At 51.0% G+C, this 24,204-nt stretch carries 20 protein-coding genes, 1 tRNA gene and 1 pseudogene; 10 read left to right on the forward strand and 12 right to left on the reverse strand.

The window, feature by feature from the left end:
- Positions 1 to 55 precede the first annotated feature (55 nt).
- Entirely contained in the window at positions 56 to 937 is an 882-nt protein-coding gene (locus FN082_RS21935; RefSeq protein WP_142982360.1) for a LysR family transcriptional regulator, read from the forward strand.
- Between the two features lie 33 nt (positions 938 to 970).
- On the opposite strand, the gene FN082_RS21940 is transcribed toward FN082_RS21935, so the two are convergent.
- Positions 971 to 2,116 carry a trans-sulfuration enzyme family protein gene (locus FN082_RS21940; RefSeq protein WP_142982361.1) on the reverse strand — a complete coding sequence of 382 codons (1,146 nt, stop codon included), beginning with the start codon at positions 2,114 to 2,116 and terminating at the stop codon, positions 971 to 973.
- Between the two features lie 10 nt (positions 2,117 to 2,126).
- Positions 2,127 to 3,497, reverse strand: coding sequence for a pyridoxal-phosphate dependent enzyme (locus FN082_RS21945; RefSeq protein ID WP_142982362.1), 1,371 nt, complete (start codon positions 3,495 to 3,497; stop codon positions 2,127 to 2,129).
- Positions 3,498 to 3,946: 449 nt separating this feature from the next.
- On the opposite strand from FN082_RS21945, the gene FN082_RS21950 reads away from it, so the two are divergent.
- From FN082_RS21950 to FN082_RS21960, 3 genes are read left to right on the forward strand one after another with little or no spacing between them, the layout of a single operon-like run.
- Entirely contained in the window at positions 3,947 to 4,603 is a 657-nt protein-coding gene (locus tag FN082_RS21950) for an amino acid ABC transporter permease (RefSeq protein WP_376767763.1), read from the forward strand.
- Positions 4,581 to 5,348, forward strand: a complete 768-nt coding sequence (locus FN082_RS21955; RefSeq protein WP_142462090.1) for an amino acid ABC transporter ATP-binding protein — start codon at positions 4,581 to 4,583, stop codon at positions 5,346 to 5,348. Before FN082_RS21950 ends, FN082_RS21955 begins: the two co-directional genes overlap by 23 nt.
- Positions 5,349 to 5,383: 35 nt before the next feature.
- Positions 5,384 to 6,157: an amino acid ABC transporter substrate-binding protein gene (locus FN082_RS21960; RefSeq protein ID WP_142982411.1), complete on the forward strand. Its 774-nt coding sequence runs from the start codon at positions 5,384 to 5,386 to the stop codon at positions 6,155 to 6,157.
- A gap of 240 nt (positions 6,158 to 6,397) precedes the next feature.
- Here the strand turns inward: FN082_RS21960 and FN082_RS30360 are convergent.
- Positions 6,398 to 6,541, reverse strand: a pseudogene (locus FN082_RS30360) (YgjP-like metallopeptidase domain-containing protein); the annotation flags it as partial.
- Between the two features lie 303 nt (positions 6,542 to 6,844).
- Between FN082_RS30360 and FN082_RS21970 the strand changes: the two are divergent.
- Together FN082_RS21970 and FN082_RS21975 are read left to right on the forward strand one after the other, a co-directional pair.
- Positions 6,845 to 7,138 carry a type II toxin-antitoxin system TacA family antitoxin gene (locus tag FN082_RS21970; protein ID WP_032692864.1) on the forward strand — a complete coding sequence of 98 codons (294 nt, stop codon included), beginning with the start codon at positions 6,845 to 6,847 and terminating at the stop codon, positions 7,136 to 7,138.
- Positions 7,135 to 7,623: a GNAT family N-acetyltransferase gene (locus FN082_RS21975; RefSeq protein WP_142982363.1), complete on the forward strand. Its 489-nt coding sequence runs from the start codon at positions 7,135 to 7,137 to the stop codon at positions 7,621 to 7,623. Before FN082_RS21970 ends, FN082_RS21975 begins: the two co-directional genes overlap by 4 nt.
- Positions 7,624 to 7,797: 174 nt before the next feature.
- On the opposite strand, the gene FN082_RS21980 is transcribed toward FN082_RS21975, so the two are convergent.
- The 3 genes from FN082_RS21980 to FN082_RS21990 all read right to left on the reverse strand — a co-directional run bounded on the left by FN082_RS21980 (position 7,798) and on the right by FN082_RS21990 (position 12,795).
- Positions 7,798 to 8,250: a hypothetical protein gene (locus tag FN082_RS21980; RefSeq protein WP_142982364.1), complete on the reverse strand. Its 453-nt coding sequence runs from the start codon at positions 8,248 to 8,250 to the stop codon at positions 7,798 to 7,800.
- Between the two features lie 81 nt (positions 8,251 to 8,331).
- Entirely contained in the window at positions 8,332 to 8,583 is a 252-nt protein-coding gene (locus FN082_RS21985; protein WP_142982365.1) for a hypothetical protein, read from the reverse strand.
- Positions 8,584 to 8,754: 171 nt separating this feature from the next.
- Complete coding sequence (locus tag FN082_RS21990) at positions 8,755 to 12,795, reverse strand: NACHT domain-containing protein (protein WP_142982366.1); 4,041 nt, start codon at positions 12,793 to 12,795, stop codon at positions 8,755 to 8,757.
- 548 nt (positions 12,796 to 13,343) lie between these two features.
- On the opposite strand from FN082_RS21990, the gene FN082_RS21995 reads away from it, so the two are divergent.
- The 3 genes from FN082_RS21995 (at position 13,344) to FN082_RS22015 (ending at position 15,769) form a co-directional block, all read left to right on the forward strand.
- Positions 13,344 to 13,805 carry a hypothetical protein gene (locus FN082_RS21995; RefSeq protein ID WP_142982413.1) on the forward strand — a complete coding sequence of 154 codons (462 nt, stop codon included), beginning with the start codon at positions 13,344 to 13,346 and terminating at the stop codon, positions 13,803 to 13,805.
- Positions 13,802 to 14,023, forward strand: a complete 222-nt coding sequence (locus tag FN082_RS22000; protein WP_142982367.1) for a helix-turn-helix domain-containing protein — start codon at positions 13,802 to 13,804, stop codon at positions 14,021 to 14,023. The genes FN082_RS21995 and FN082_RS22000 overlap by 4 nt, the downstream gene beginning before the upstream one ends.
- Before the next feature lie 861 nt (positions 14,024 to 14,884).
- Positions 14,885 to 15,769 (forward strand): integrase domain-containing protein, encoded by an 885-nt coding sequence (locus FN082_RS22015; RefSeq protein ID WP_142982368.1) that lies wholly within the window; start codon positions 14,885 to 14,887, stop codon positions 15,767 to 15,769.
- 870 nt (positions 15,770 to 16,639) lie between these two features.
- Here the strand turns inward: FN082_RS22015 and FN082_RS22020 are convergent.
- From FN082_RS22020 to FN082_RS22030, 3 genes are all read right to left on the reverse strand, one after another.
- On the reverse strand, positions 16,640 to 17,626 hold the full coding sequence (locus FN082_RS22020) for a tyrosine-type recombinase/integrase (RefSeq protein ID WP_142982369.1): 987 nt from the start codon (positions 17,624 to 17,626) through the stop codon (positions 16,640 to 16,642).
- Positions 17,627 to 17,785: 159 nt separating this feature from the next.
- Positions 17,786 to 17,861: transfer RNA gene (locus tag FN082_RS22025), tRNA-Phe, on the reverse strand.
- 105 nt (positions 17,862 to 17,966) lie between these two features.
- Positions 17,967 to 18,683 carry a DUF554 domain-containing protein gene (locus FN082_RS22030; protein WP_139540392.1) on the reverse strand — a complete coding sequence of 239 codons (717 nt, stop codon included), beginning with the start codon at positions 18,681 to 18,683 and terminating at the stop codon, positions 17,967 to 17,969.
- Positions 18,684 to 19,115: 432 nt separating this feature from the next.
- On the opposite strand from FN082_RS22030, the gene FN082_RS22035 reads away from it, so the two are divergent.
- The gene (locus FN082_RS22035) at positions 19,116 to 21,254 is read left to right on the forward strand and encodes an ornithine decarboxylase (protein ID WP_139540391.1); all 2,139 of its coding nucleotides are present in this window, start codon (positions 19,116 to 19,118) and stop codon (positions 21,252 to 21,254) included.
- Between the two features lie 68 nt (positions 21,255 to 21,322).
- On the opposite strand, the gene FN082_RS22040 is transcribed toward FN082_RS22035, so the two are convergent.
- The 3 genes from FN082_RS22040 to FN082_RS22050 form a co-directional block, all read right to left on the reverse strand.
- A complete protein-coding gene (locus tag FN082_RS22040; protein WP_139540389.1) occupies positions 21,323 to 22,579 on the reverse strand; it encodes a nucleoside permease in 1,257 nt (418 codons plus the stop codon).
- A gap of 191 nt (positions 22,580 to 22,770) precedes the next feature.
- Positions 22,771 to 23,856 carry a membrane-bound lytic murein transglycosylase MltC gene (mltC, locus tag FN082_RS22045; RefSeq protein ID WP_142982370.1) on the reverse strand — a complete coding sequence of 362 codons (1,086 nt, stop codon included), beginning with the start codon at positions 23,854 to 23,856 and terminating at the stop codon, positions 22,771 to 22,773.
- Positions 23,857 to 23,904: 48 nt separating this feature from the next.
- The gene (locus FN082_RS22050; protein WP_139540385.1) at positions 23,905 to 24,180 is read right to left on the reverse strand and encodes an oxidative damage protection protein; all 276 of its coding nucleotides are present in this window, start codon (positions 24,178 to 24,180) and stop codon (positions 23,905 to 23,907) included.
- Between the last annotated feature and the right edge of the window lie 24 nt (positions 24,181 to 24,204).

Here is a 24,204-nt window from a genome sequence, read left to right on the forward strand (position 1 = left end):
AGATATCGGATAAACTGGCGAAAAGTTAGATGATTGCTAATCAGGAGTTTGTAATATGGATAAGCTGCGGGCGATGGAGGTCTTTATTACGGTGGTGGAGTGCGGAAGCTTTACCGACGCCGCATCGCGCCTTGAGATGTCGGCGGTCATGGTGGGTAAATACATCGCGCTGACTGAGCGCCAGCTAAATACCCGTCTGCTGGTGCGTAACACTCGTCGTCAGAGCCTGACCGATGCCGGGCGAGTCTATTTTGAAGAGGCGAAACGCGTACTTGAGCAGGTTTCGATTGCCGAAAGCTCGGTGGAGAGGCTGCGGGTAGCGCCAGCGGGCACGCTGCGGGTGAGCGCGCCGACGTCGTTTGGTACCTGCGTTATCGCCCCGCTGACAGCCACCTTTCTACAAGCCTGGCCCGACGTGCGTATAGAGTTGGATCTGACTAATCGCATGGTCGATCTGGTGGATGAGGGTGTCGATCTGGCGATCCGCATCGGTGAGATCCATAACGACGATCTGGTGGCAAAATATCTCGCGCCTTACCGGATGACGATCTGCGCCGCGCCCGACTATTTAGCCCGTCACGGTACGCCGAATACGCCAGCCGATCTGGCCTCTCATCTCTGTTTGTCGCATACGGTGTGGACCGCGCGCAACGAGTGGAAATTACCGGGAGCTGAGGAGGGCGTTCGCTGGAAGCGCGACGCAATTCTGCGCTGCAATGATGGTTATGCCCTGCGAATGGCGGCGATTGCCGGAGCCGGGTTGCTGCTCCAGCCGGAAGTGCTGCTGGCCGATGCGCTGGAGTGCGGCAAGCTGGTTCGTGTGCTGGAGGATTATACGCCGCCGCCAAGACCGGTTCATTTACTCTGGCGGCAAGATTTGCGCCCGCTGCCGAAGCTAACGCGTTTTGTTGAGCATCTTTTGCAGGGGCAGCAGTAGAACAGCGGCCCGCCTTTGCGGCGGGCAATCTGTTTAATCGCGTAGCGCATGACGCCAGTCGGCGATCAGATCCTGCGGATCTTCAATCCCAACCGACAGACGAATCAACTGTGGAGTAATGCCGTTGGCTAAACGCTGCTCCAGCGGAATTGATGCATGCGTCATGCTGAACGGCTGGCTCACCAGGCTTTCCACGCCGCCGAGGCTCTCTGCGAGGGTAAACAGCTTCAGCTTGCGGATGATCCGTTCGGCATAGCCGTCGTCGCCTTTGACCACCACTGAAATCATCCCGCCGGGAAGCGCCATCTGCTTGCGCGCCAGCTGATGATGCGGATGCGAGGCCAGCCACGGGAACCACACCTTTTCGACCTGCGGCTGCTGCTCCAGCCACTCGGCGAGCAATAGCGCGTTGCTACTGTGGCGCTCCATACGCAGCGCCAGGGTACGGATACCGCGTAATGTCAGGAAACTGCTGAACGGGTCAAGCACGCCGCCCACCGCGTTTTGCAGATAGCCCAGCTTTTCCGCCAGTGCGGGATTGTCGCCAACCACCGCCAGCCCGGCAACCACATCAGAGTGGCCGTTAAGATATTTGGTCGCCGAGTGCACCACGATATCGAAGCCCAGCTCCAGCGGACGATGGATAACCGGTGAAGCAAAGGTGTTATCGGTGACGCTGATAATATTGTGTCGCCGCGCAATGGCGGCAATGGCGCTGAGATCGGCAAGCTTGAGCAGCGGGTTAGTCGGGGTTTCGACCCAAATCATTCGCGTGTCGGGCCGAATGGCCGCTTCAATGCCCGCCAGATCGTCCGGCTTCACCCAGCTTACCTGCAGGCCGGCGCTGCGGCGGCGAACGTTTTCAATCAACCGGTACGTGCCGCCGTACACATCGTCGACGGCGACCAGGTGGCTGTCTTTATCGAGCAGCTCCAGCACGGTTGAGATGGCCGCGAGGCCGGAAGCAAAAGCGTAGCCGCGCGTACCGCTTTCCAGGTCAGCAATTGCCGTCTCCAGCGCGTGGCGGGTCGGGTTATCGCTGCGCGAATATTCGTAACCGGTATGCTGGCCCGGCGCGGGCTGGGCAAAGGTGGAGGTGGCGTAGATGGGCGGCATCACCGCGCCGTGTTCGTCGGTAAAGGTGCCGCTATGTACGCTCAGGGTATGCAAATTGGTCATTGTTAAATCCTTAATGTTCGAGTCGGTTACGCCAGGTGGTCAGTACATCACTACGTGTAATGAGGCCAAGAAAACGATCGTTGTCGGCGATAACGGCCACCAGGCCGCGATCGAAAATGGCTTTCAGCGCGCTTTCCGGCGCGTGTTTATCCAGGGTTTCCACGTTGCGGGTCATCGCTTCCCTGACCGGCAGGGAAAAGCGCTGGCTGTCGCCCTGAACATGGCTAATCAGATCCCATTCGTCGACGATGCCGACCACACGGCCGTTTTCCAGCACCGGCAACTGCGAGATATCGTAAAGGCGCATACGGGCGAGGATCGCAGCCAGCGTGTCGTCCGGCGCGGCGGTGACGGTGGCCCCTTCATCGTGGCGCAGGGCGATAAAGTCACTGAGATCGCCGCGCGAAGGGCGGCTTAAAAAGCCCTGCTGGCGCATCCAGTCATCGTTAAACATTTTTGATAGATATTTGTTGCCGCTGTCGCAGGCGAAGGTCACCACACGTTTGGCGGAAGTTTGCGCCTGACAGTAACGCAGGGCGGCATTAAGCAAAGTGCCGGTTGAAGAACCCGCCAGAATGCCTTCAACCTGCAACAGCTCGCGGGCGGTGGCGAACGCCTCGCTATCGGTGACGCGGTAAGCATTTTTGACTCCTTCAAGGTGGGCCAGCGGCGGAATAAAGTCTTCGCCGATCCCCTCAACCAGCCAGGATCCCGTTTCGCCGTAGTGCCCGGTTTCGACCTGGTCCGCCAGAATGGAACCCGCCGGATCCGCCAGGATAAATTCTGTTTTAGGCGAATGTTCAGCAAACCAGGCCTGTAGCCCGCCGAGAGTCCCGCCAGAGCCGACGCCAACGACGATAGCGTCAATATTGCCCTCCAGTTGCTGAAAGATTTCCGGGGCGGTGGTAGTGGTATGGGCCAGCGGATTGGCCTCGTTATTAAACTGGTCAATATAAAAGGCGCTTGGCGTTTCGTCGGCAAGGCGGCGGGCGTAGTCCTGATAGTAGGCAGGGTGGCCTTTGTTGACGTCTGAGCGGGTAAGCTGCACCTGCGCTCCCAGCGCGCGCAGGTGGAAAATCTTCTCGCGGCTCATCTTGTCCGGCACCACCAGAATCAGGCGGTAATTTTTCTGCGCCGCAATTAGCGCCAGCCCGAGGCCGGTATTCCCGGCTGTGGCTTCAATAATCGTGCCGCCGGGCTTTAATTTTCCCAGTCGTTCGGCTTCATTAATCATCGACAGCGCCACGCGGTCTTTTATCGAACCGCCGGGGTTTTGATTTTCCAGTTTTAAAAACAGGCTACAGGGGCCACTATCCAATTTATGCAGCTGGAGCAGGGGAGTGTGGCCAATAAGGTCACTAACGGAATGAAAAACTGACATGACATTTTACCCATTCGTACCAAGATGATTTGAATGGTAGGGCTGCAAAATTGGCATTTTAAAGAATTTTTGTCTGCGGCTAAGAGCAAAAAAGAATATAAGATGCTTTTTAGCCGTCCGGAGGGAAAGATTGTTAGCCACCTGGGCGTGTCGATTTCCAGAAAACATCCTTTTTGACGTAATTTTCGCCGAATTATCCGTTTTTGCCCACTGCTTTATATTTATTTCAGCAAAGTATAGCCGAAAATAATCGATGGTTTTTCTTGTTATTGTAAATAACGAATCTGGTTATGGATTGCCAGTATTGATATATACCGATGGGGTTATACGCATGATAAGCTCCATTTATAAGCTGAACCCCATTAAGCGTTTGGCAATAAAGAAAGATGACAGATAAAAGGTGAACTGTGCCGGAATTTATTTCACTCGCAATAAGCTCGTTTTGGCCGATGCTTTACGCCGGGCTGGTTTTTACTATCCCCATAACATTGATTTCATTTTCCCTCGGCCTGCTGCTGGGGTTTATCGTCGCGTTAATACGTTTATACGGGCCTGCGCCGCTAAAAAGCCTGGTACGATTCTATGTGTGGATTATTCGCGGCACGCCGCTGCTGGTGCAGTTGTTTCTGATATTTTACGCACTGCCGAGCGTGGGGATTACCCTGGATGCGTTTCCGGCGGCGGTTATCGGCTTTACGCTGAACGTTGGGGCATTTACGTCTGAAGTCATTCGCGCAACCTTGCTTTCCGTTGCCAAAGGGCAGTGGGAGGCCGCGCACTCTATCGGTATGAGCTGGGCGCAATCGCTGCGATATATTATTTTACCGCAGGCCGCCAGGGTGGCGGTGCCGCCGTTGTCGAATACCTTCATCTCCCTCGTGAAAGATACCTCGCTGGCTTCCGTGATCACCGTGCCGGAGCTTTTCCTGGCCGCCCAGCGTATTGCTGCGGTGACTTACCAACCGTTAATTCTATATACCGAAGCGGCCATTCTCTATTTATTAATCAGTTCCGTTTTATCTTATTTGCAATCCCGACTGGAAATAAGGTTAGAGAGAAATACGGTAGTAAAGGATGAGTATCATGATAACGCTGTCCGCACTTGAGAAAAGTTTCGCTAACCAGAAAGTATTGCACGATATTTCGTTGACGATCCCTGAGGGTAGCGTCACGGCGCTAATTGGCCCATCGGGAAGTGGCAAGAGTACATTATTACGCTGCATTAACTTACTGGAAATTCCGCAGGCTGGAAAATTAACTATTGGTAATGAGGATATATCCTTTTCGCCCGACTCAGCGCCAAAAAGAAAAGATATTCGCCGTATTTGCCAGCAAACCGGGATGGTTTTTCAAAACTTCCAGTTATTTCCACATTTGTCGGTGCTGGAAAATATTATGCAGGGGCTGATTGTGGTGCAGAGATGGCCCGTTGAGCGCGCGCAGGCGCGGGCTGAAGAGCTCCTCACTAAAGTGGGGTTGCTGCACAAACGGGACGCCTGGCCTGCAATGCTTTCTGGCGGGCAGCAGCAGAGGGTGGCTATTGCCAGGGCGATGGCGCCTTCACCGAAAGTGCTGCTGTGCGACGAACCCACTTCGGCGCTGGATCCCGAGCTGTCGCTGGAGGTCATCGCCGTCTTGCGGCAATTAGCGCAGGAGGGAACCACCATGTTGATGGCCACGCATGATCTGCGCCTGGCAGCGAATATCGCCAGCCAGGTGGTCTTCCTTGAGGCCGGGCGTATCGTCGAGAGCGGAGGCGCAAAAGAGATTTTTACCCGGGCGAAGAAGACGCGCACGCAGCTGTTTATTTCCACGCTGACAGAAACATTCCCGGATTCCTGGGAAATTTAAAAAAACAACACGACATCCTGATTAAGGAGTTAATGATGAAAGTATTAATGACCGCACTGCTGGCTAGCGCCATTCAACTGAGCGTCGCACATGCGGCCTGGGCGCAGGACGACCTGGCGAAGATAAAATCGGCGGGCGTTTTTAAAGTTGGCACCGAGGGGACTTTCCCTCCTTTTACTTACCATAATGCGTCCGGAAAGCTGGTGGGGTTTGACGTCGATATCGCCCGTGAAATCGCGCAGCGGATCGGGGTGAAAGCCGAGTTTGTGGAAGGCAAATGGGATGGTCTGGTAGCAGGTTTGGATGCCAACCGCTATGACGCGGTGATCAACCAGGTTTCGATTACTCCCGAGCGCCAGGCTAAGTATGACTTTTCCGTCCCCTATATCACGCCGAAAGCGGTGCTGATCGTCAATGAGAAGAATGAAGACATTCACACCTTCGCCGATCTGAAAGGTAAAAAATCGGCCCATACGCTGACCAGTAACTATGCGCAAATCGCCCGTGAGAACGGCGCTGAGGTGGTGGGAACGGATGGTTTTGACCAGTCGATTGCGCTGGTTTCGCAGGGCCGGGCGGATGCGACCATCAACAGCAACCTGTCGTTCCTTGATTTCAAAAAACATAAGCCCGACGCACCGGTAAAAATTGTTGCCGAAAGAGCCGATGCCGAGCAGGAAGCGGTACTGATCCGTAAAGGGAATCCGCAATTACGTGAGGCGATCAACGCCGCCATCGCGGAGATTAAAACCGATGGCACCTACCAGCGGATTTCTAATGAATATTTTGCCGCGGACGTGTCGAAATAACACAAAGTGAGCAGTGGTTATCATCCCAGTCCAGAGGCTGATCGGGTTCGAGAGCGGCGACGGGCTGGGGATCATACTCACGAAAAATCGCTGCTTGGTTAATCACATCACAAGTTTAAAAAATCCCCACACTGTCGTGCCACAATAGACAAAATCACCAATAAATAAACTCAAACAACAATGGGTACCAGGAACCCGTCAATATTCTCATGCCTCAAACGCCAGCTACATATTATTGAGTCAATTCCGTCGTTCTCGCCAGTTAGGGATAAAGCGGTCCATATCCAGGTGAAAGTGTTCGTTATGATGACGTTCCAGTAGGTGAGCCAGTTCATTCACCAGAAAATACTCCAGACACTCTGGCTGCTTCTTGACCCGTTTCAGCTTTCCATTCCCCACAAAAGCAAAAACCCAGCCATAGGCTGGGTTCTTTAAATAGTGGTGCCGGACTCGGGAACATTCAATTACTTACCAATTTGATTTCTATCATAAATTCTTCTGCTACTTATTGTCAAGACCCAGAGGTTGACCCTCATTTCTACTTTTAAATCATAAAGGTAGATTAAAATAAGTAGAAAGCCTCTCGGTTCGATACACCGATTTGATTCCTTCTAAATTTATCGTAATGACATCTGCGTTACGCATGTTGTATAATTAATATCCACAGAAACACAAGAGGACAACACTATGCCAGCCGCAAACAGTATGGCGATGAAACGCGAAACCCTGAACCTGCGCATCAGGCCCGCCGAGCGCGATCTTATTGATCGGGCGGCGAAAGCCAGAGGGAAAAACCGCACTGACTTTGTGCTGGAAGCTGCCCGCGCCGCCGCAGAAGAGGCGCTGATCGAGCAACGCATCATTATGGCCGATCCGCAGGCTTATCAGGAATTTCTTGCCCGTCTGGATCAGGCTCCTGCGCCCAATGCCGCGCTGCGTAAAACTATGCAGACCCCTGCGCCGTGGGAGCAGGAAAAATGATCTCCGTCCCTGAGCCGCTTCATGCTGGGCATATTCTTACCCCGTTTTGCTGCGGTGTGGATTCTATGGATAACTGGCTGAAACAGCGGGCAATGAAAAATCATGCCACTGGCGCATCCCGCACGTTTGTCTGTTGCGGCAGCAATTCTAACGTGTTGGCCTATTACTCGTTGGCGTCCAGCGCGGTAACGACAAATACTGCGCCCGGTCGTTTTCGCCGCAATATGCCTGATCCGATCCCGGTTGTGGTGCTGGGCCGTCTGGCGGTGGATAAATCGCTGCATGGGCGGGGCGTTGGACGGGCGCTGATGCGGGATGCCGGGCTGCGGGTGATTCAGGTGGCGGAGACTATCGGCATTCGTGGGATGCTGGTTCACGCTCTGTCGGATGAAGCGCGGGAGTTTTACCTGCGGGTGGGGTTCGAGCCGTCGCCGATAGATCCGATGATGTTGATGGTGACGTTGGGGGATTTAGTTAATGCCTGATTGGTATTATTTGCCAATAAGGTGGTAGCTTTATGAATAAAATTATCAATGATATATTGTTGTCAGACATATCCGCTGTCTGAAGTCATCAGGTATATTTAATGGTTAATGTGATATTTAATAATAGCTACACAACCTCAAACATTATTTTAATGCTTGAGGTTTGATTACAATTCAAAAGTTGAAAATTAATTTCATTCGGGGAAATAGATTGGAAAAAAAGACCAAAAAGCTAATAGAATAGAAAATATAACATACAATAAATATTGGTGATGTTTTTAAAACGGGTATAATTGATTTTCTATATTCCTCAACTAATCCCAAGTCATATAATCTGGCTTTCTTGCTGTCTCCTGTTAGGTTACTATCAATATCCTTTTCTATATCTTTTTCTATTTTATGAAACGCTCTCTTGTCAGTCATTTCCTGTTTGGAATTAAATATAAATATACAGAATAACAAAATTGCCGCGATAACTTGAATTAGTGGTATATTTACACTCCAGCATCCAAGGGTTGAAATAAATAACCAGATCCCTTGTGAATTTGCCTGAGATCTAAATTCATCAATATGTTTACTATAATTTTTGATATGTTCTAATATAACGTCATTTTTACATTGGTCCATACAATTATTTCCATTGTAGACATTTAAAATTATCAGAAGAAAAGCAGCTACATGTAGCTGCTTATAGATATAAAAATGCTATTATTTCCGATCTTTATTGGCTTGGGAAAGAACTGAAGCAGCAAGAGTCTTTGTTTGGTCACTATATTTAGGGCTATTTAAAACTTTTGAGGCTGTAGTTTCCATTTCGCCACCCGTTTGGTTTGAAGTCCCAGATTGAGATAAGGCAGATCCGGCTAAACTTTTCTGAATAGCTGAAGCATTAGGATCTTTCAGCACTTGAGCTGCTTGTGATGCAATTGTTGAAGAGGTTTTCTTTGTATTATTTGGCATATGTATTAGCACCTATGTAGAGTTACATTTTTGAACATGTAGTATCATTTTTGATAAAAAATACTATATGTTGTGTATACTGTATTCATATACAGTCATGTAATCAAGCAAAATTATTTGATATATATCAAATAATGTAGATATTATATTTTAAATATAATATCTACATTGCTAGCGTTGGCGGTCACCGTGCCGTGAAACATCTAAAACGAAAACATCAATTAAACCACGGAGATCAGCCGGTAGTACTGCTTCAATACTAATTTTAAGCTCCTGAGCGGTTTTAATTCCGTGGGTTTTGCGGCCAGCAACGGTTTCGCTTTCTCCAAACCATATGACAAGAAAGATACCTTGCTGTTCGGCATCAGGGTGAATGGAATAACGGTCATAGAGTTGGGCTGAAGCGGCAGAATATAACTCTCTGTGCCACTGGCCTTTGACTTCCGTAACCAGCAACCGTCTTCTTTCGCCAATCAATTTAGATGCCGTGAAATCACTCCTGTTTTTCCCTTTCAACTGATGCTCTGGAGTTATAGCGATGCCCTGAGGCTGAAGTCTTAAATTCAGACGTTCTGCAATAATCTCTGTGGATTTTACCTCATCAAGGCGGTCATTTTTCTCATAGAAGCGATCTGCGGAGTTAAACTCCCCGCCATCAATCGCTTTCTGGAAATCATGAAGCTCCTGAAGAACTAACTGACGCAGGCCTTCAACAGTAACAACTGAATCACAATCCAGACGTTGAACTATCTCGTCTGGCGTTGGTGGCTCAAAATCCCTGAGCGCTTTTTTTCTGATCTGAGCGGCATATATGCTTTGTAACTCCTTATGCAGACTGGTGAAACGTGGATCGTCAAGAAGACTGTCCAGCACCGGTATTGCATTGTCGGGAGTGTCCGAGTTAATTGACCAAATCAAGTCAGTCAAAAAGCGGTAGGCTTTCTCTTCTCTAGGGCTATCACTATCCCAGCTATCAGGCAGATCAACATGCGGCCAGTGTTCAATGAACGCGTCTAAAATGGCTTCAATCTTAATTGAGGTAAGCTCCGGCCAGGCACTGTGCTCACTTCGACTCATGCGCCCGGAACGTTCATAAAAATGCCGTAAATTATCTTTATCAGATTTTAGCCATGCCCAATAAGTGGCCGTAATATTCTCCAGAAAGTAATACTCACGTACCAGCCAGAATATTCGCTTGCGTTCAATATCCTCATTATCTGTCGGATCAGGCCAGCCTGACATCATATCTGAGCAACGCCCTGCAATAATCTCTTTTAAATTCTCACGATCGCCGTATTGAGCTGCAACTTCGAAAAGTGTGTCCATTGAGTCAAGGGATAATTCAGTAAAACGGCGAAGCCATTCAATGGAAAGTTTAGCGCGTGAATGACGAAAGATCTCTTCTCCACTTAACATCCAGATTTCAGGGTGAGGGCATGGCTGAGCAAGTTGGGGTTCAATGTACTGTCGGAGATATTTTTCAGCACTTTCACTATCAGGAAAAATGAGGCGGTCGATTTCAGTCTGTAGCACATCACGTTCTTCCGTCGAAACTGAGTGGTATCCCATGTGAATGTTAGTTCTTAAGGCTGTAAGTAACTCAATATTGACGCATTCAAGATTGCCTTCTGCACGTAGAATCTCCAGACAGGCGGCATATAAAATCATCACAGAATGTCTGCATTTGGATTCGCATTGCAGGGCCGCTAGTTCGGGAAGTGTGGGAACCTCGGGAGTAATAAAATCTAGGCAATTTCTCAACGCAGTCCGAACCAGTTTCTCGTCACCAAATTCTAATTCAATTCTTTCTGGATTCATGAGCACAAGTTCCGCAAAACGCGCCAGACAACGCCAGTGACGGCCACGTTCTACAATCTCTCTGTTTTCATTAACGAATTTTATATTTCTGGTGTGGATCTCCCGTTGCTTTCGATCATGGCGTTTCATACTTCGGCTATGTCTGAATCTCCAAACCTGATGCTCCTGTTCGGATAATTTCATGGCATTATTGAATCGGGCCCATTCGCGCATAAATGCGGGTCTGGAAAGGGCGTGCTGACGCATTTGTGTCCGCAAATCATCTGGGCCTTGCTCTTCCTTGTTTTTGTAACGTTGATGGTTGACAAGGAAACTCGCCCACAGGTCAACGTTATCTGTTTCAAACGCCAGATTGAGGATAAATTTATAGTCATTCCTCCATAAATGAAGGCCTGAATGTGAGTGCAGATGTCCGTCGAATTTCTCTACTCTTATGTTGAATATCTCTTTACGATCCGTTAATGGCCCGAATACATAAGCAATGATCTCCTGACGAAGAGTATCATTTTCCCTAAGCACCTGTACCGATTTGCTTTGATCGGGTTGGCATTGGCGATGAAAATTGAGATTACCTATCCATTGCCAGATCCTCACAGGATCAAATGGTGCTTGAGCCAGTTCAAAATAGCGATCGACCATTGAACCAACGATCTTGCTTATTCCATTACGACAATCACACTCATAGGATTTTTTTCCACAGTGACAATGAAGATTATGGGTTAATTCGTCGAGAAGAAATTCAAGAGTATGATGTGAAAAACAGGAGATTAGCTTCTTAATAAAATAACGAGAGCCGATCACTCTTTCAAATTCTTCTTTGTGATCGGGGTAGAGGTTCGCACAGACGCGTAAGAATCCAGAGATATACGTGTGGTTAAATTTTTCTGGCCCCGTGGCTTCGATGACTTTAGCTGCAATATTGAGTGAAATATGACTGGCCTCAAAAATCAAAACGGCCAAAGCGCCAATGAAATCGTATTCTTTGACATTGAGTAAGCATCTGCTTGCTAAGGTTCGAATATGTTCAGACTCGTTGGGATTTAACGTAAGCTGGCTCAATTCAGGCACCAACTGACTGTTTACTGGAGAGTCTGCCAGAAGTTCTAAAATTAAATCACGTAAATGACCATCATTGCCCATCGTTAAAAGAGGCTTTATTTCCTCAACAACGTCTTGCGTGAAAAAACCAGCCGCGCTGAACCGGCGCCAGAAATCACTCCGACGAAAGTAAGGATCTGCGGCTTCAATCTCTTTGAGTCGATGGAGAAGCTGTCGTTTCGATGAGCGTTCAAGCTGCGATGGATCGCCGTTTGCGAGTACCGCATAGGCGTCAAGCTCAATAATGGATCCCTGTATCGATTTGTTGCCTAATGCTGCCATCCATCCGAGCAGACCTCTCAACTCATCTCTGGCAATACCGTTCGGTGCAATAACAGGCAAGCACTTTGGTAAAGTGAGGACATCCACAGGATCGGCTATTCGTTTAATGAGATAATCCGCTGCACAATATTCAGCGACAATCTTGTGGACCGGGCGGTGCTGGTCTTCCTTATCGCCGGGCTTGAAAAGTTGCGTTGACAATATGTCGTTACAGGCAGTACTGCCGCTAAACAATGCTGGCAGCATGGGATACATCCGGTTTGCAGTCGCGTCGATGGTGCTGACTCCCTCTGCGCCCGACAACAGAAGTTTGGCATAAACCTCGGCAGAAAATGAAACCTTCTGTGCAACTGAAAGAGATACAGGGGCTTTCGGGATATCTTGATTGACTTCCTTAGCCAGTCGTTCGACTGCTAAAGCAAAGATTGAACGTTTGTCAGCAAATCGCCTGTCACTTTCTAAATAGGCATCGGTGAACATTTTCAGAAACTGAGGGTTTGGTAACAACATCTCTAAACTAAACCGTGTAACTTCGGTCTGGAATGCAAAGAAGTCTTCTTCTGGTGCATGGTGCTTAAAGATGGCGTGTTGTTCGTTTTGGTCGAATTCTCTCAGCCTCACAATCATAGGGGAGACACCAAGAAATCTCTCAAAAATACCGGTGGAAGCCAGTCCCCATTCGCTTGACCTGCTCGACATGATGACGCGAGTCGGCTTTGATGTTCTGGCGCGTGCAAGGAGGTTATGGATACCTGATTGATCAATCCTGGCGACTTCATCAACGGCGTCAATTATCAGCGGGCTATTTTCTTTATCTGCTCCCACATAAGCAAATACGCTGGCATTTGAGACAGAAGAATTCAGTTTTAGAGCAAGGCTCTTCATCAGCTCCGTTTTCCCGCCGCCGGGTTCGGCTAACACAACAATGTGCGTTGATGCAGCCAGCAACTCTGTCTCTGTGTACGTCTTGTCACCGTGTGTAAAAGTACGTTCAAGATAGAAGATTGAATTCATCGTTACAAAATGCTTCGTATTGAATAGCTAAAATATTCCAGCAGAAAAGAAAGCTGCGCCTGAGTTTTCTTGCTTATATCAGAGATAGTACGGCATTTTTTCTTTATTAGGGGCCCGTTTTATCAACGGCTCGACGTATTATACAACTTATTGACATTCATCACATTTCACAATAGCGACATGCAGGCTAACAGATATTAAACCTTTACTGTTATGGCGGCCTTGTCTGCGGAATTTTTATTTTCTGCGACCTGTCTTCCACAACTGCGCTTGCTGTTAATCCCTAATCGCGGTATCGTTTACCCGTACCTGCAAAATCAGGTGCCGGGATTGACCTCCTGAATATATTTTGTTGGCGACATATTGACGCGCCTGCGTCTTTTTTTATGTCGTACGCACGGCTATACCTCAATGGTGGACTGGGCGGGGGCACCGCAAGGTGCGCCGGTTGCCAACAAAGCCGGTAAGGTCAACTCCGTCCAGTTCCACCACCCATGAGATTGACCTCTCAGGTGGTGGTTTATCAACTTTTGTTGGAGGTTGCCACTATGGCTACGACCCTCACCCAGACACACCCGTTACTTGCTGTTCCCTTCAATGCCGCCACGGACTTCACTGTCCTTGCCAGCCACTGCGAAAACTTCGCCGAAACCCTGATTGAAAACGACGACCCCACGCTGAAAATGGCGCTCTGCGGCAGGCTCAACGCCGCTCTGGCGCTGCTCCAGCCCACGCTGTTAGAACCCGTCCCGCCCCATCTTGTTGAAAGCCTGACCGTCGACACCCTCCCGGCGAATTCCCCCGAGTTTGGGCCGGAATGCACCGAGCTGTGTAGCTACTGCCTCGCCCTGACGCAGACGCTGGCGGAGCAGGGATTTTCTTCTGAAAAGGAGAAACAGTTGAGTTATCTGCTGTATGACCTGATCAACTACTTCGCGGCGGAAATGAAAGCCCCGCGCTGGCTGCGCACCGCCGATGGCGTGAAGTTTATCGACGAGGTGGCGGCATGATGCAACCCGACTGGCATTCCGCCGACATTATCGCGGCGCTGAAAAAGCAGAGGACGTCGCTGTCCGCCGTTTCCCGCAAATCAGGGCTGGCGTCCTCCACGCTGGCAAATGCGCTTAACCGCCACTGGCCCAAAGGAGAAAGGCTGATCGCAGAAGCGTTGGGCGTTGCGCCGGAGCACATCTGGCCTTCCCGCTACCGTAAGCCCGAAAATTGCTAAATCATCTTTCCCGATCTTCCGCCTGCATTTGCAGACGGAAGATCGGGAGAAGGCAAGCGAAGCGCGGCAGTTCAGGTTCGCAAAAATCCTTTTTGACGCACAAACAGTTTTTCCTTTCTGCACCATCGATACTGGTATAGTCTCCTTCCTGCTCCATGCTGTCGTTGACAGCGCCCAACGCTTCGCAACCTGAAAGAAGCGCCTGTTATCAGGACGGTTGATCCGTTTACCGGTGCCGACCTCTGCAAACACCGGGTCGCAGAACATCGCGACGGAGGCCTGAGTTTTAACACAATACCCCCCTTTACTGCGCCAGCCTGCTGGTCTGAATCTGCACCGCGCCGGAATTCTCCCGGCTAACTTATATCTGCTGATACCCTCGGCGCCTTTTACCTTTACGGGCTGCGGCCTGCATTGCCGTCAGGCTTTGCTGCCGCGTGGCCGTAAAACTGCACCAGACGATAAATTTTCAGACACTGCACCATCCCAGTGCGTCACTTTAACCGCGCAGAGCGGGAAAGTGACGCACGCAGCCTTTTCGACCTGCACCAGACAACTCAACTGCGCCAGCTCACGACTGGATCCTGACACCGCCTTTTCAGGCCATTTGACCAATAAGGAGAACATGAACCGATACCGGAGGGGGATCAGGACGATCCGGGGGATGACCCGCTAAGGCGGGCGGCTGCTCAGAGAGCACAACCGAAGCCCCACCACACCTCAACGGCGACCGCCCCGGCGCTCAGGTATCGTTCGCAGCCCCGACAAAAAACAGGGGCTATCGGCCTACGCGCCGGGGAAAGCTGTATCAGTGTTGGTTTTTTGGAGATGAGTTTGCGGCAATCATGAAAGGGGGAAAATATGGGGATTCTGGAGCAGGAAATGAAGCGGCTTGCACAACAGACGGGCGGCAGCCATAAGACCGTTCACGACCGCATTAAGCTGGCGCAGCGGTTTTGTGAGCGTCTGGTACTGGCGCAAAATGTGCAGATCCGCCGGGTGGAGCAGCTTAAGGCACGGCATATTGAAGGCTATGTCCGTGAACGGCTGGCGCAGGGCATCACGAAGCGTTCCCTGCAAAACGAGATGGCGGCAGTGCGTTGCATTCTGAAACAGGCCGGGCGTGACAGGCTGGCGCAGAGTGAGCGGCTGAATAACCGTTCGCTGGGATTGTCCGGCGCATCCCGCAACGGTACAAAGCTGGCTATTACGCCGGAGCACTATCGTGACGTGCTGGAGACGGCCCGCGCAAAAGATCCGGGGCTGGCAGCAGCGCTGGAAATCTCAAGGCTGATGGGATTACGCTCGCAGGAGGCGGTGCAGAACGTACAGTCGCTGAAAACGTGGCGGCAGGCGTTGGAGCGTGGTGACACCCGCTTAACTGTGGTGTTTGGCACCAAAGGCGGGCGACCTCGTGAGACAATTATTCTTGATACTGTCGCTGTCAAAAAAGCGCTGGATAATGCGTTGGCTGTGACAGAAGATCGTCACGGCAGGCTGATTGACAGGCCGGATCTGAAAACCGCCATGAAATACTGGCACAGCCAGGCGGCACGTCTCGGGTTAACGGGCGCATATTCTCCGCACTCGTTGCGCTATGCGTGGGCGCAGGATGCTATTTATCATTATCTGGCGCAGGGATTTTGTGAGAAAGAGGCGCTGGCAATGACGGCGATGGATTTGGGCCACGGCGACGGGCGCGGGCGGTATGTGGCGCAGGTTTATGGGCGAAGGGATACCGACTGATAGCCGCTGCCTTGAAAAGAGCGGGTTATCCATCGTTTTCCGTACAAAATTATTTGCCCCAAATAATTTTTGGTAGTTTCCTATTAATCTCGCGCGATTCATTGGTTTTCGTACAAAAAATTTTGGGGCCAAAATTTTTTGTATACTTTCCTATCAATATTGATAGGAACAATAATCATCGGCTATTAAACTCATAACTATTCATGATAAATCAATTGGTTATGTTTGGGGGCGATTTTTGATAGCCATCATATTATAAAATACCCTTTATTCATCGTTATCCACCGAAAAAATTTCTACGTAGAAATTTTTTGTACGGTTTCCTCTTAATAGAGGTACTTACGAACGGTATAGCCTATTAACAGGATTCTGGTGCAGCATTGCGGTATTTTTTCTGATGATTGCGCCAGCAAAGGGAAAAAGGCCAGATAAAGGTAAAGGGTGGTTAAGGGTAACAGCGCCAGACCGGAAAAGGCCAAAGGGCTGAAAGGGCCATCACTCTGGCGCAGTTCGATGTTTATCCGATAATATCTGGCGCAGTCCTGACACAGACAGGCGACGGCGTGCTGGCGCAGGTAAACGGTGGCATTGAACTGGTGCAGTTATGGCGTACCGGTAAATCAGTTTCTGGTGCAGATTGTCTGGCAGCTTTCGCCTGAAATTATTCTCCTCAAATAGTTTTCGTTATTTACCTATTGATTCACGAAATATTGATAGATTTTCGTACAAAATTATTCTACGTAGAATAATTTTGTGCGCTTTCCTATTAACAACCAAAAAATGCAAGGTAATTCCTTTCAATACAAAAAGCAGATCCGGATTCAATCAGCATCTGCTTTTTCATTATCAACAAATTATATTGCCGCTGGGTCAGGCCGCCTTATGCCGCCGCGCATAAATGTACGGTGCAACGTACCCCTCGCGGCTCACGTCGAGATAATCTGACCACCACTGCATCATCTCCATACGCGCTTCCAGATGCTCCGCTTTATGCACATACGCCGCCCGCACGCCGTTACGCTCCTTGTGGCTCATCTGGCGCTCGATAGCGTCCTTAGACCACAGCGCGGATTCGTTCAGGGCGCTACAGGCCATCGTGCGGAAACCGTGACCGCAGACCTCAGTTTTGGTGTCGTAACCAATCACCCGTAGCGCCTTGTTGATAGTGTTTTCACTCATCGGCTTGTTCATGGAGTGCGCACCCGCAAACACGAAAACGGACTCTCCGGTAATTTCCTTTATCTGTTCCAGCAGGGCGACAGCTTGTGCGGATAGCGGCACCAGATGCTCATCCTTCATCTTTGCGCCACGCGATGAAAATCTCACGCCCTTAACCGCTTCCCGCTGTGCAGGCACCGTCCAGATACGGGCTTTCAGGTTGAACTCATCCCAACGGGCGAGACGTAGCTCACTGGAGCGCAGGAAAACGTGCAGATTAAGCTCCAGCGCCAGACGGGTCAGTTCCCGCCCCTTGTAGCCATTAATCTTGCCCAGCAGCTCCGGCAGGCGTTTCAGGGGCAGGGCGGGGTGATGTTGGGTCACAACCGGGGTCACGACACCATCCAGATCGTAAGCCGGATTATATTTAATCGTTCCCTGCTGTACGGCGTGACGCATGATTTTGGTCAGATGCTGGCGCACCCGCCCGGCAACGTCATGTACGCCCTTATCATCTGCCAGCGTAACCTGCGGATAGGGGCCGAAGGCCAGACGATTTTCCTTACCTTCAAAACGGTAGCGGAAATACCATAGCTTAGAGCCACTGGTGGATACCGTCAGGTACAGACCTTGTGCATCGGTGAGCTTGTAGGATTTTGCGAGGGGTTTCACGGCGCGGATCTTGCTGTCAGTTAACATGAGGGTCTCTCCGTTCATCGAACTGAATGAACCCTCAATCTGACCCCAAATTTTCCGGATACGTAGGGATAAATCAAAACGCATCTGGAAAGATTTTTACGCTAACTTATTGAATTACATACACATAGGAATTCATAGGGAAGCATAAAAAAGGAAAGGTGGTGCCCGGACTCGGAATCGAACCAAGGACACGGGGATTTTCAATCCCCTGCTCTACCGACTGAGCTATCCGGGCAACGGGGCGCATTAAACCTGATTCACTGCACCTCGTCAACGAAATTTATCTATTTCGTAGCAGACTGAACAATCTATCACCACATTGAATCAAAAGCACGCATCTTCAGGCGAAAAACGCGGCCCAGGCCACGGAGATCGGCATGGCCAGTACCAGTGCGGGCAGCATGTTCACTACGGCGAACATTTTAATCCCACAGATACGCAGACCGGTTGCGACCAGCAGCATGCCGCCGACGGCGCTGAAGTCTGCCATCATCATCGGCGTGGTCAGAGGCATAATCAGCGATGCGCCGGCTACCAGCGCCAGCTGTATCGCCAGCATCGGCACGCAAATAGCTGAAACGGCTAGCCCCAGGGTGCAGGCAAAAATGGTGGCAGTAAAGAAGTCGAGAAATGCTTTGGCGATAAGGATGCTGTTGTCGCCGGTCATCCCTTCGCGCATTGCGCCGAAAATCCCGGTCCCACTGGCGCAGAACAGCACGATAATCGCGACGTAGCTTTGAATATAGGACTCATGCGCAGAGGCTTTTTTTAGTCCTTTTTTCGGTGAGAGCAACTGCTGGAGTTTGCTGACCAGCGTATTGATGCCCTTTTCCATATTGCACACTTCGCCGAGCAGCGCGCCTACCAGCGTTGAAAGCACCATCACCGGCAGGTTGGCGCATTTGATCACCAACAGAATACCTATGCCTAATGACGCGAGACCAAAAATAGATGTCATCGATGTACGGATCCGTTCCGGTAATCGCTGACTTAAGAGTGAGCCGAGCACGCCGCCCAAAAGGACCGCGCTGGCGTTAATAAATGGCCCTGTAACCAAAACAAAACTCCTGTTAATTATCCCTAATGACTGCATTATTATGACGTGAAACTGGCTAAAAGGCTTGTGTATCAGTGAGGTGACTGCATACGTATTTCATCTTGCGCACCCTATATAAAGGTGACATGATTGCGCGAATTTTCTTCTCTTCAGACATGAGGCCGCCGGGATGACAACATTGCCACGACATCACCGTTGCGTACAGATGCGCAGACAGCCTCGTCTTGCTACCCTTACTCTGCACCCTCTGCCCACCATGCGGTGAGCGTAACGTATGCTCACTGCAGGACAACAGTAAGAGCGGACGCGGTCTGCTTTTACTGATGTCTGGCGGTCGGAGCTGGGATCCAGTCAGACCCTGACAGTTCGTTGGCCAGAGCGTATATGCCCTGGCTGAAGCCTTTTACTCTCCGGAAACGGGTATTCGCGCTCATGAAATCAATGCACATTGCCGCCAGCCACGAGCTGGTATCCCGCCTGTCAACCCACCGTCGCGTGGTGACCCTCGACAGTACTGATTTTACCGATGTGGCGGCAGTCGTCATTACCGCAGCGGACAGCCGCAGCGGCATTCTTTCGTTGTTGAAACGCACGGGCTTTAACCTGCCGGTCTTTCTTTTCAGTGAAGTTGACCTCGAAAAACCGCAAGGCGTGATGGCGATCGTTAGCGGTAAAGAGCAAGAGTGGCTGGAGCTGGAAGCCGCCGCCTGCGGTTATGAAGAAAACCTGCTGCCGCCGTTCTTCGATACCCTGACCCAGTACGTGGAGATGGATAACAGCACCTTTGCCTGTCCCGGCCATCAACACGGTGCGTTCTTTAAGAAGCATCCGGCAGGGCGGCAGTTTTTCGACTTCTTTGGCGAGAACGTCTTTCGTGCCGATATGTGCAACGCTGACGTTAAGCTTGGCGATCTGCTGATTCATGAAGGCTCGGCCAAACATGCGCAGAAGTTCGCCGCGAAGGTCTTTAACGCCGATAAAACCTATTTTGTCCTTAACGGCACCTCGGCGGCGAATAAGGTGGTGACCAATGCGCTGCTGACCCGTGGCGATCTGGTACTGTTCGACCGTAATAACCATAAATCAAACCATCACGGCGCGCTGGTTCAGGCGGGAGCGACGCCGGTTTATCTTGAGGCGTCGCGCAATCCGTTTGGTTTTATTGGCGGGATTGATGAGCACTGCTTTGATGATGGTTACCTGCGCGAGCTTATCCGCGAAGTGGCTCCGCAGAAGGCGGATGCCGCGCGTCCGTTCCGCCTGGCGATTATCCAGTTGGGCACCTACGACGGCACCATCTACAACGCTCGTCAGGTGGTGGATAAAATCGGCCATCTGTGCGACTACATCCTGTTTGACTCCGCATGGGTCGGCTACGAACAGTTTATCGACATGATGGCCGACACCTCGCCGCTGCTGCTGGATCTTAACGAAAACGATCCGGGCATTTTTGTCACCCAGTCGGTGCATAAACAGCAGGCTGGTTTTTCACAAACGTCGCAGATCCACAAAAAGGATAATCACCTGCGCGGGCAGGAACGTTTTTGCCCACATAAGCGGCTGAATAACGCCTTTATGCTGCATGCTTCAACCAGCCCGTTTTACCCGCTTTTCGCGGCGCTGGATATCAACGCCAAAATCCACGAAGGGGAGAGCGGACGCCGCCTGTGGGCCGAGTGCGTGGCGCTGGGCATCGAAGCACGTAAAGCGATTATCGCCAACTGCAAAATGATCCAGCCGTTTATTCCGCCAGTGGTGGCGGGGCGTCCGTGGCAGGATCACCCCACCGAGGCTATCGCCCGCGAGCGCCGTTTCTTCAGCTTCGAGCCGGGTGCGCGCTGGCACGGTTTTGAGGGCTATGCCAGCGACCAGTATTTCGTCGATCCATGCAAGCTGTTGCTGACCACGCCAGGTATTGATGCCGAAAGCGGTGAATATACCGATTTCGGCATTCCGGCGACCATTCTGGCGCACTATCTGCGTGAGAACGGTATCGTGCCGGAGAAGTGCGACCTGAACTCAATTCTGTTCCTGCTGACACCCGCCGAAAGCGCGGAGAAGCTGGCGCAACTGGTGGCGATGCTGGCGCAGTTTGAACAGCATATCGAATCCGATACGCCGCTGGCCGACGTGCTGCCGACCATCTTTAACAAATACCCGGTACGCTATCGGGATTACACTATCCGCGAGCTGTGTCAGGAGATGCACGATCTGTATGTGAGTTTTGACGTGAAGGATCTGCAAAAAGAGATGTTCCGCAAGCAAAGTTTCCCGCGCGCGGTAATGAACCCGCAGGATGCTAACCGCGAGTTTATTCGCGGTAACGTGGAGCTGGTGCGCTTAAGCGAAGCCGAAGGGCGGATTGCTGCGGAAGGCGCGTTGCCGTATCCGCCTGGCGTGCTGTGCGTGGTGCCTGGCGAAATCTGGGGCGGCGCGGTGTTGCGTTATTTTCTGGCGCTGGAAGAGGGCGTCAATATGCTGCCAGGCTTCTCGCCGGAGCTCCAGGGGGTCTATAGCGAAACGGACTCTGACGGCATTAAGCGGTTGTATGGCTATGTGCTGAAAGCATAAAAAAAGCGCCCCGTTGATATCACCGGGGCGCTTTTTTTTATTCGTACATCTCGGGTGAAGCCGTTTATTTAATGTACGACGGTCTGCGCACCGGCTGGTACGCGAACGTGCTTGTATTTAAACAGCGCGACGAAAGCAAATGCCAGCACCAGCGAATAGCCGGCGAAAATTAGCCATACGCTCTGCCAGTCGGTAATCCCTTCGACGGTGAAGTGCTCCACCACTTTACCGCTCACCATTCCGCCAAGTATGCAGCCGAAACCGTTAGTCATCATCAGGAACATTCCCTGAGCGCTGGCGCGGATTTCCGGGCGAACCTCTTTTTCCACAAATACCGAACCCGAGATGTTAAAGAAGTCGAAGGCGCAACCATAAACGATCATCGACAGCACCAGCAGCACGGTGCCAAACGGGGTAGGGTCGCCGTAGGCGAACAGGCCAAAGCGCAGCATCCACGCCACGATACTGATGAGCATCACGTTCTTGATGCCGTAGCGGCTCAGGAAGAACGGAATGGTCAGAATAAACAGGGTTTCCGAGATCTGCGAAATCGACATCATCACCGATGCGTGCTGCACGATAAAGCTGCTGGCGAACAGCGGATCCTTATCAAAGCTGTGCAGGAAAGTATTGCCGAACATATTGGTAATTTGCAGCTCGGCACCCAGCATCATCGAGAAAATAAAGAAGATCGCCATACGCTTGTTTTTAAACAGCGCGAAGGCATCAAGGCCCAGCATTGAAGTCCAGCTCTGGTTTTTCTGCTGATTAGCCACCGGAATATGCGGCAGTGTCAGAGTGAAGAGCACCAACAGTACGGAGAGCGCAGCACCGATATAGAGCTGCATATGGCTCAATTCGAAGCCGGAGAAGCTCACGCCCCACATCGCAAAAATAAAACCGATGGTGCCCCAGATACGAATCGGCGGGAAATCGGTCACGATATCCATGTCCGCAGACTGCAGGCGATAGTACGAAATAGTGTTAATCAGGCCCAGCGTTGGCATATAGGCCAGCGAGTTGAGCAGGATGACCAGGAACATTTCGCCCGGCGTGGTGACCTGGGCGGCGAGCCATAGCGTCAGCGCGCCAACCAGATGGCAAATCGCATAGACCCATTTGGCGCTGATCCACTTATCGGCCACGATACCGAGCAACGTCGGCATAAACACCGCCGCGATACCGAGCGAACTATACACTGCGCCAATGGCCGCACCGTCGAACTTGAGGGTGACGAACATATATGAGCCGAGCGTGGTCAGCCAGCTTCCCCAGAGACAGAACTGCAGGAACGACAGTATTTTGAGCTGCAGCTTAAGATTCATGTTTTGATCCTCACGGATATAGAATTGTTATGTGTTTTAAATAACATTTATGGCGTTATTTTGGTTGGATTCTATCATTTGTGCGATGGATGCTTTTGTTAACTGCCGCAGAAAATCGCAAAAGAGTTGCGCAGCAATATTGGGTATAGCAGAAGAAGGACGCCCTTGAAGAAACAAGGGCGGTTGGAAGGTTACTTGCGGCGGTAGCCTTTCTGCGCGGTGTTAACCTTGTAGAGATAACGGCGTGACTCGGCGGACGGATGGCGGCTCGTCAGAGTCTGATAAACGTCGCCAGGCGTCATATTGTTGATAATATTCGCGGCCTGAATCTTATCGCTGGAGAACACCCGCAGTACGCTGCCGGCACCACCGTTATAGGCGGTAATCACCGCATAGCGGCGTGACGTTGGGTTCTGGATGCCCGACAGATAGACGTTATTCAGCATCGCCAGGTAGGCAGTGCCGGTATCAATATTATTCGCCGGTTCGAACAAATAGCTACGGCTTGGCAGGCCAGATTTCCCCTGCGAGCGGAACACATCCTTCCCGGCGCTGTGCTGCACAACCTGCATCAGCCCGAGAGCGTCGGCGTGGCTGACCGCATAGGGGTTAAAGGAAGACTCAGTTTGCATAATCGCCAGGATCAGCGACTCGTCAACGCCATATTTCCGTGAGGCCTGGCGCACCATGCCAATGTATTTATGCGCACGCTTGTCGAGGTGGTTCGGCACCAGGTTGATAGTGATGCTGTAGATCATGTGCGGGCCGTTGCTGCGGCTTTTCAGGCGGGTTTGCAGCAGATAGTCGGCGAAGCGCGAGGCGCGCCACTCCCAGCGAATTGCCTCGCCGGTGTTATCCACCACCTGGCCATAAAGAAACGGCTCTTTCGAAATCTGGATATCATCGACGTCGGAATAGAGATCGATGGAGTTAGGGTCGTCGCCCATCAGCAGGGTTTTAATGATAGCCTGCCGCAGACGACCGGCCGGATCGGTACCGGCGATGGTTTCGACGGTAATGGTACCTTCATCAAAGTTGATGTGGCTGCGGGTCTGATACTGGTCGGTGTATTTAACGTAGTCTTTCGGCCCGGCGAGCAGGACTTCGTTATAACCCCAAATGTTCTCGATATTATGGGCGAACTGGCCCATCAGAATGTCAAAGCCGTTAGTGTCCTTCACCCACGCCTCGTTATACTCGGCGCCTTTTTTGGTAGAGCTGGAACACGAAACGAGCAAGGGCGCAATCAGCGCGAGCGCTAAGTATTTTTTCATCATTCCGGGAGTGCGTGTTGTGTTTGTTGTGGTAAAGGGCCCGTCAGGCCCTTACTGTTTTTCTGGCGGCGTATAGCCTTCGATATGCACGTCTTTACCTTCAAACAGGAACTGGATCATCTCCTGCTCCAGCAGTTTGCGGTGTTCCGGATTCATCATGCTGAGTTTTTTCTCGTTAATCAGCATCGTCTGTTTATGCTGCCACTGGGCCCAGGCTTCTTTGGAAATTTCGTTATAAATACGTTTGCCAATCTCGCCTGGATACAGCTGGAAATCCTGGCCATCGGCTTCGCGCTGCAGGAAAGTACAAAAAATCGTTCTGCTCATTATTAATCCTCTTTAATCGCCAGA

It is taken from the genome of Klebsiella spallanzanii (genome assembly GCF_902158555.1).
Taxonomy (GTDB): Bacteria; Pseudomonadota; Gammaproteobacteria; order Enterobacterales; family Enterobacteriaceae; genus Klebsiella; species Klebsiella spallanzanii.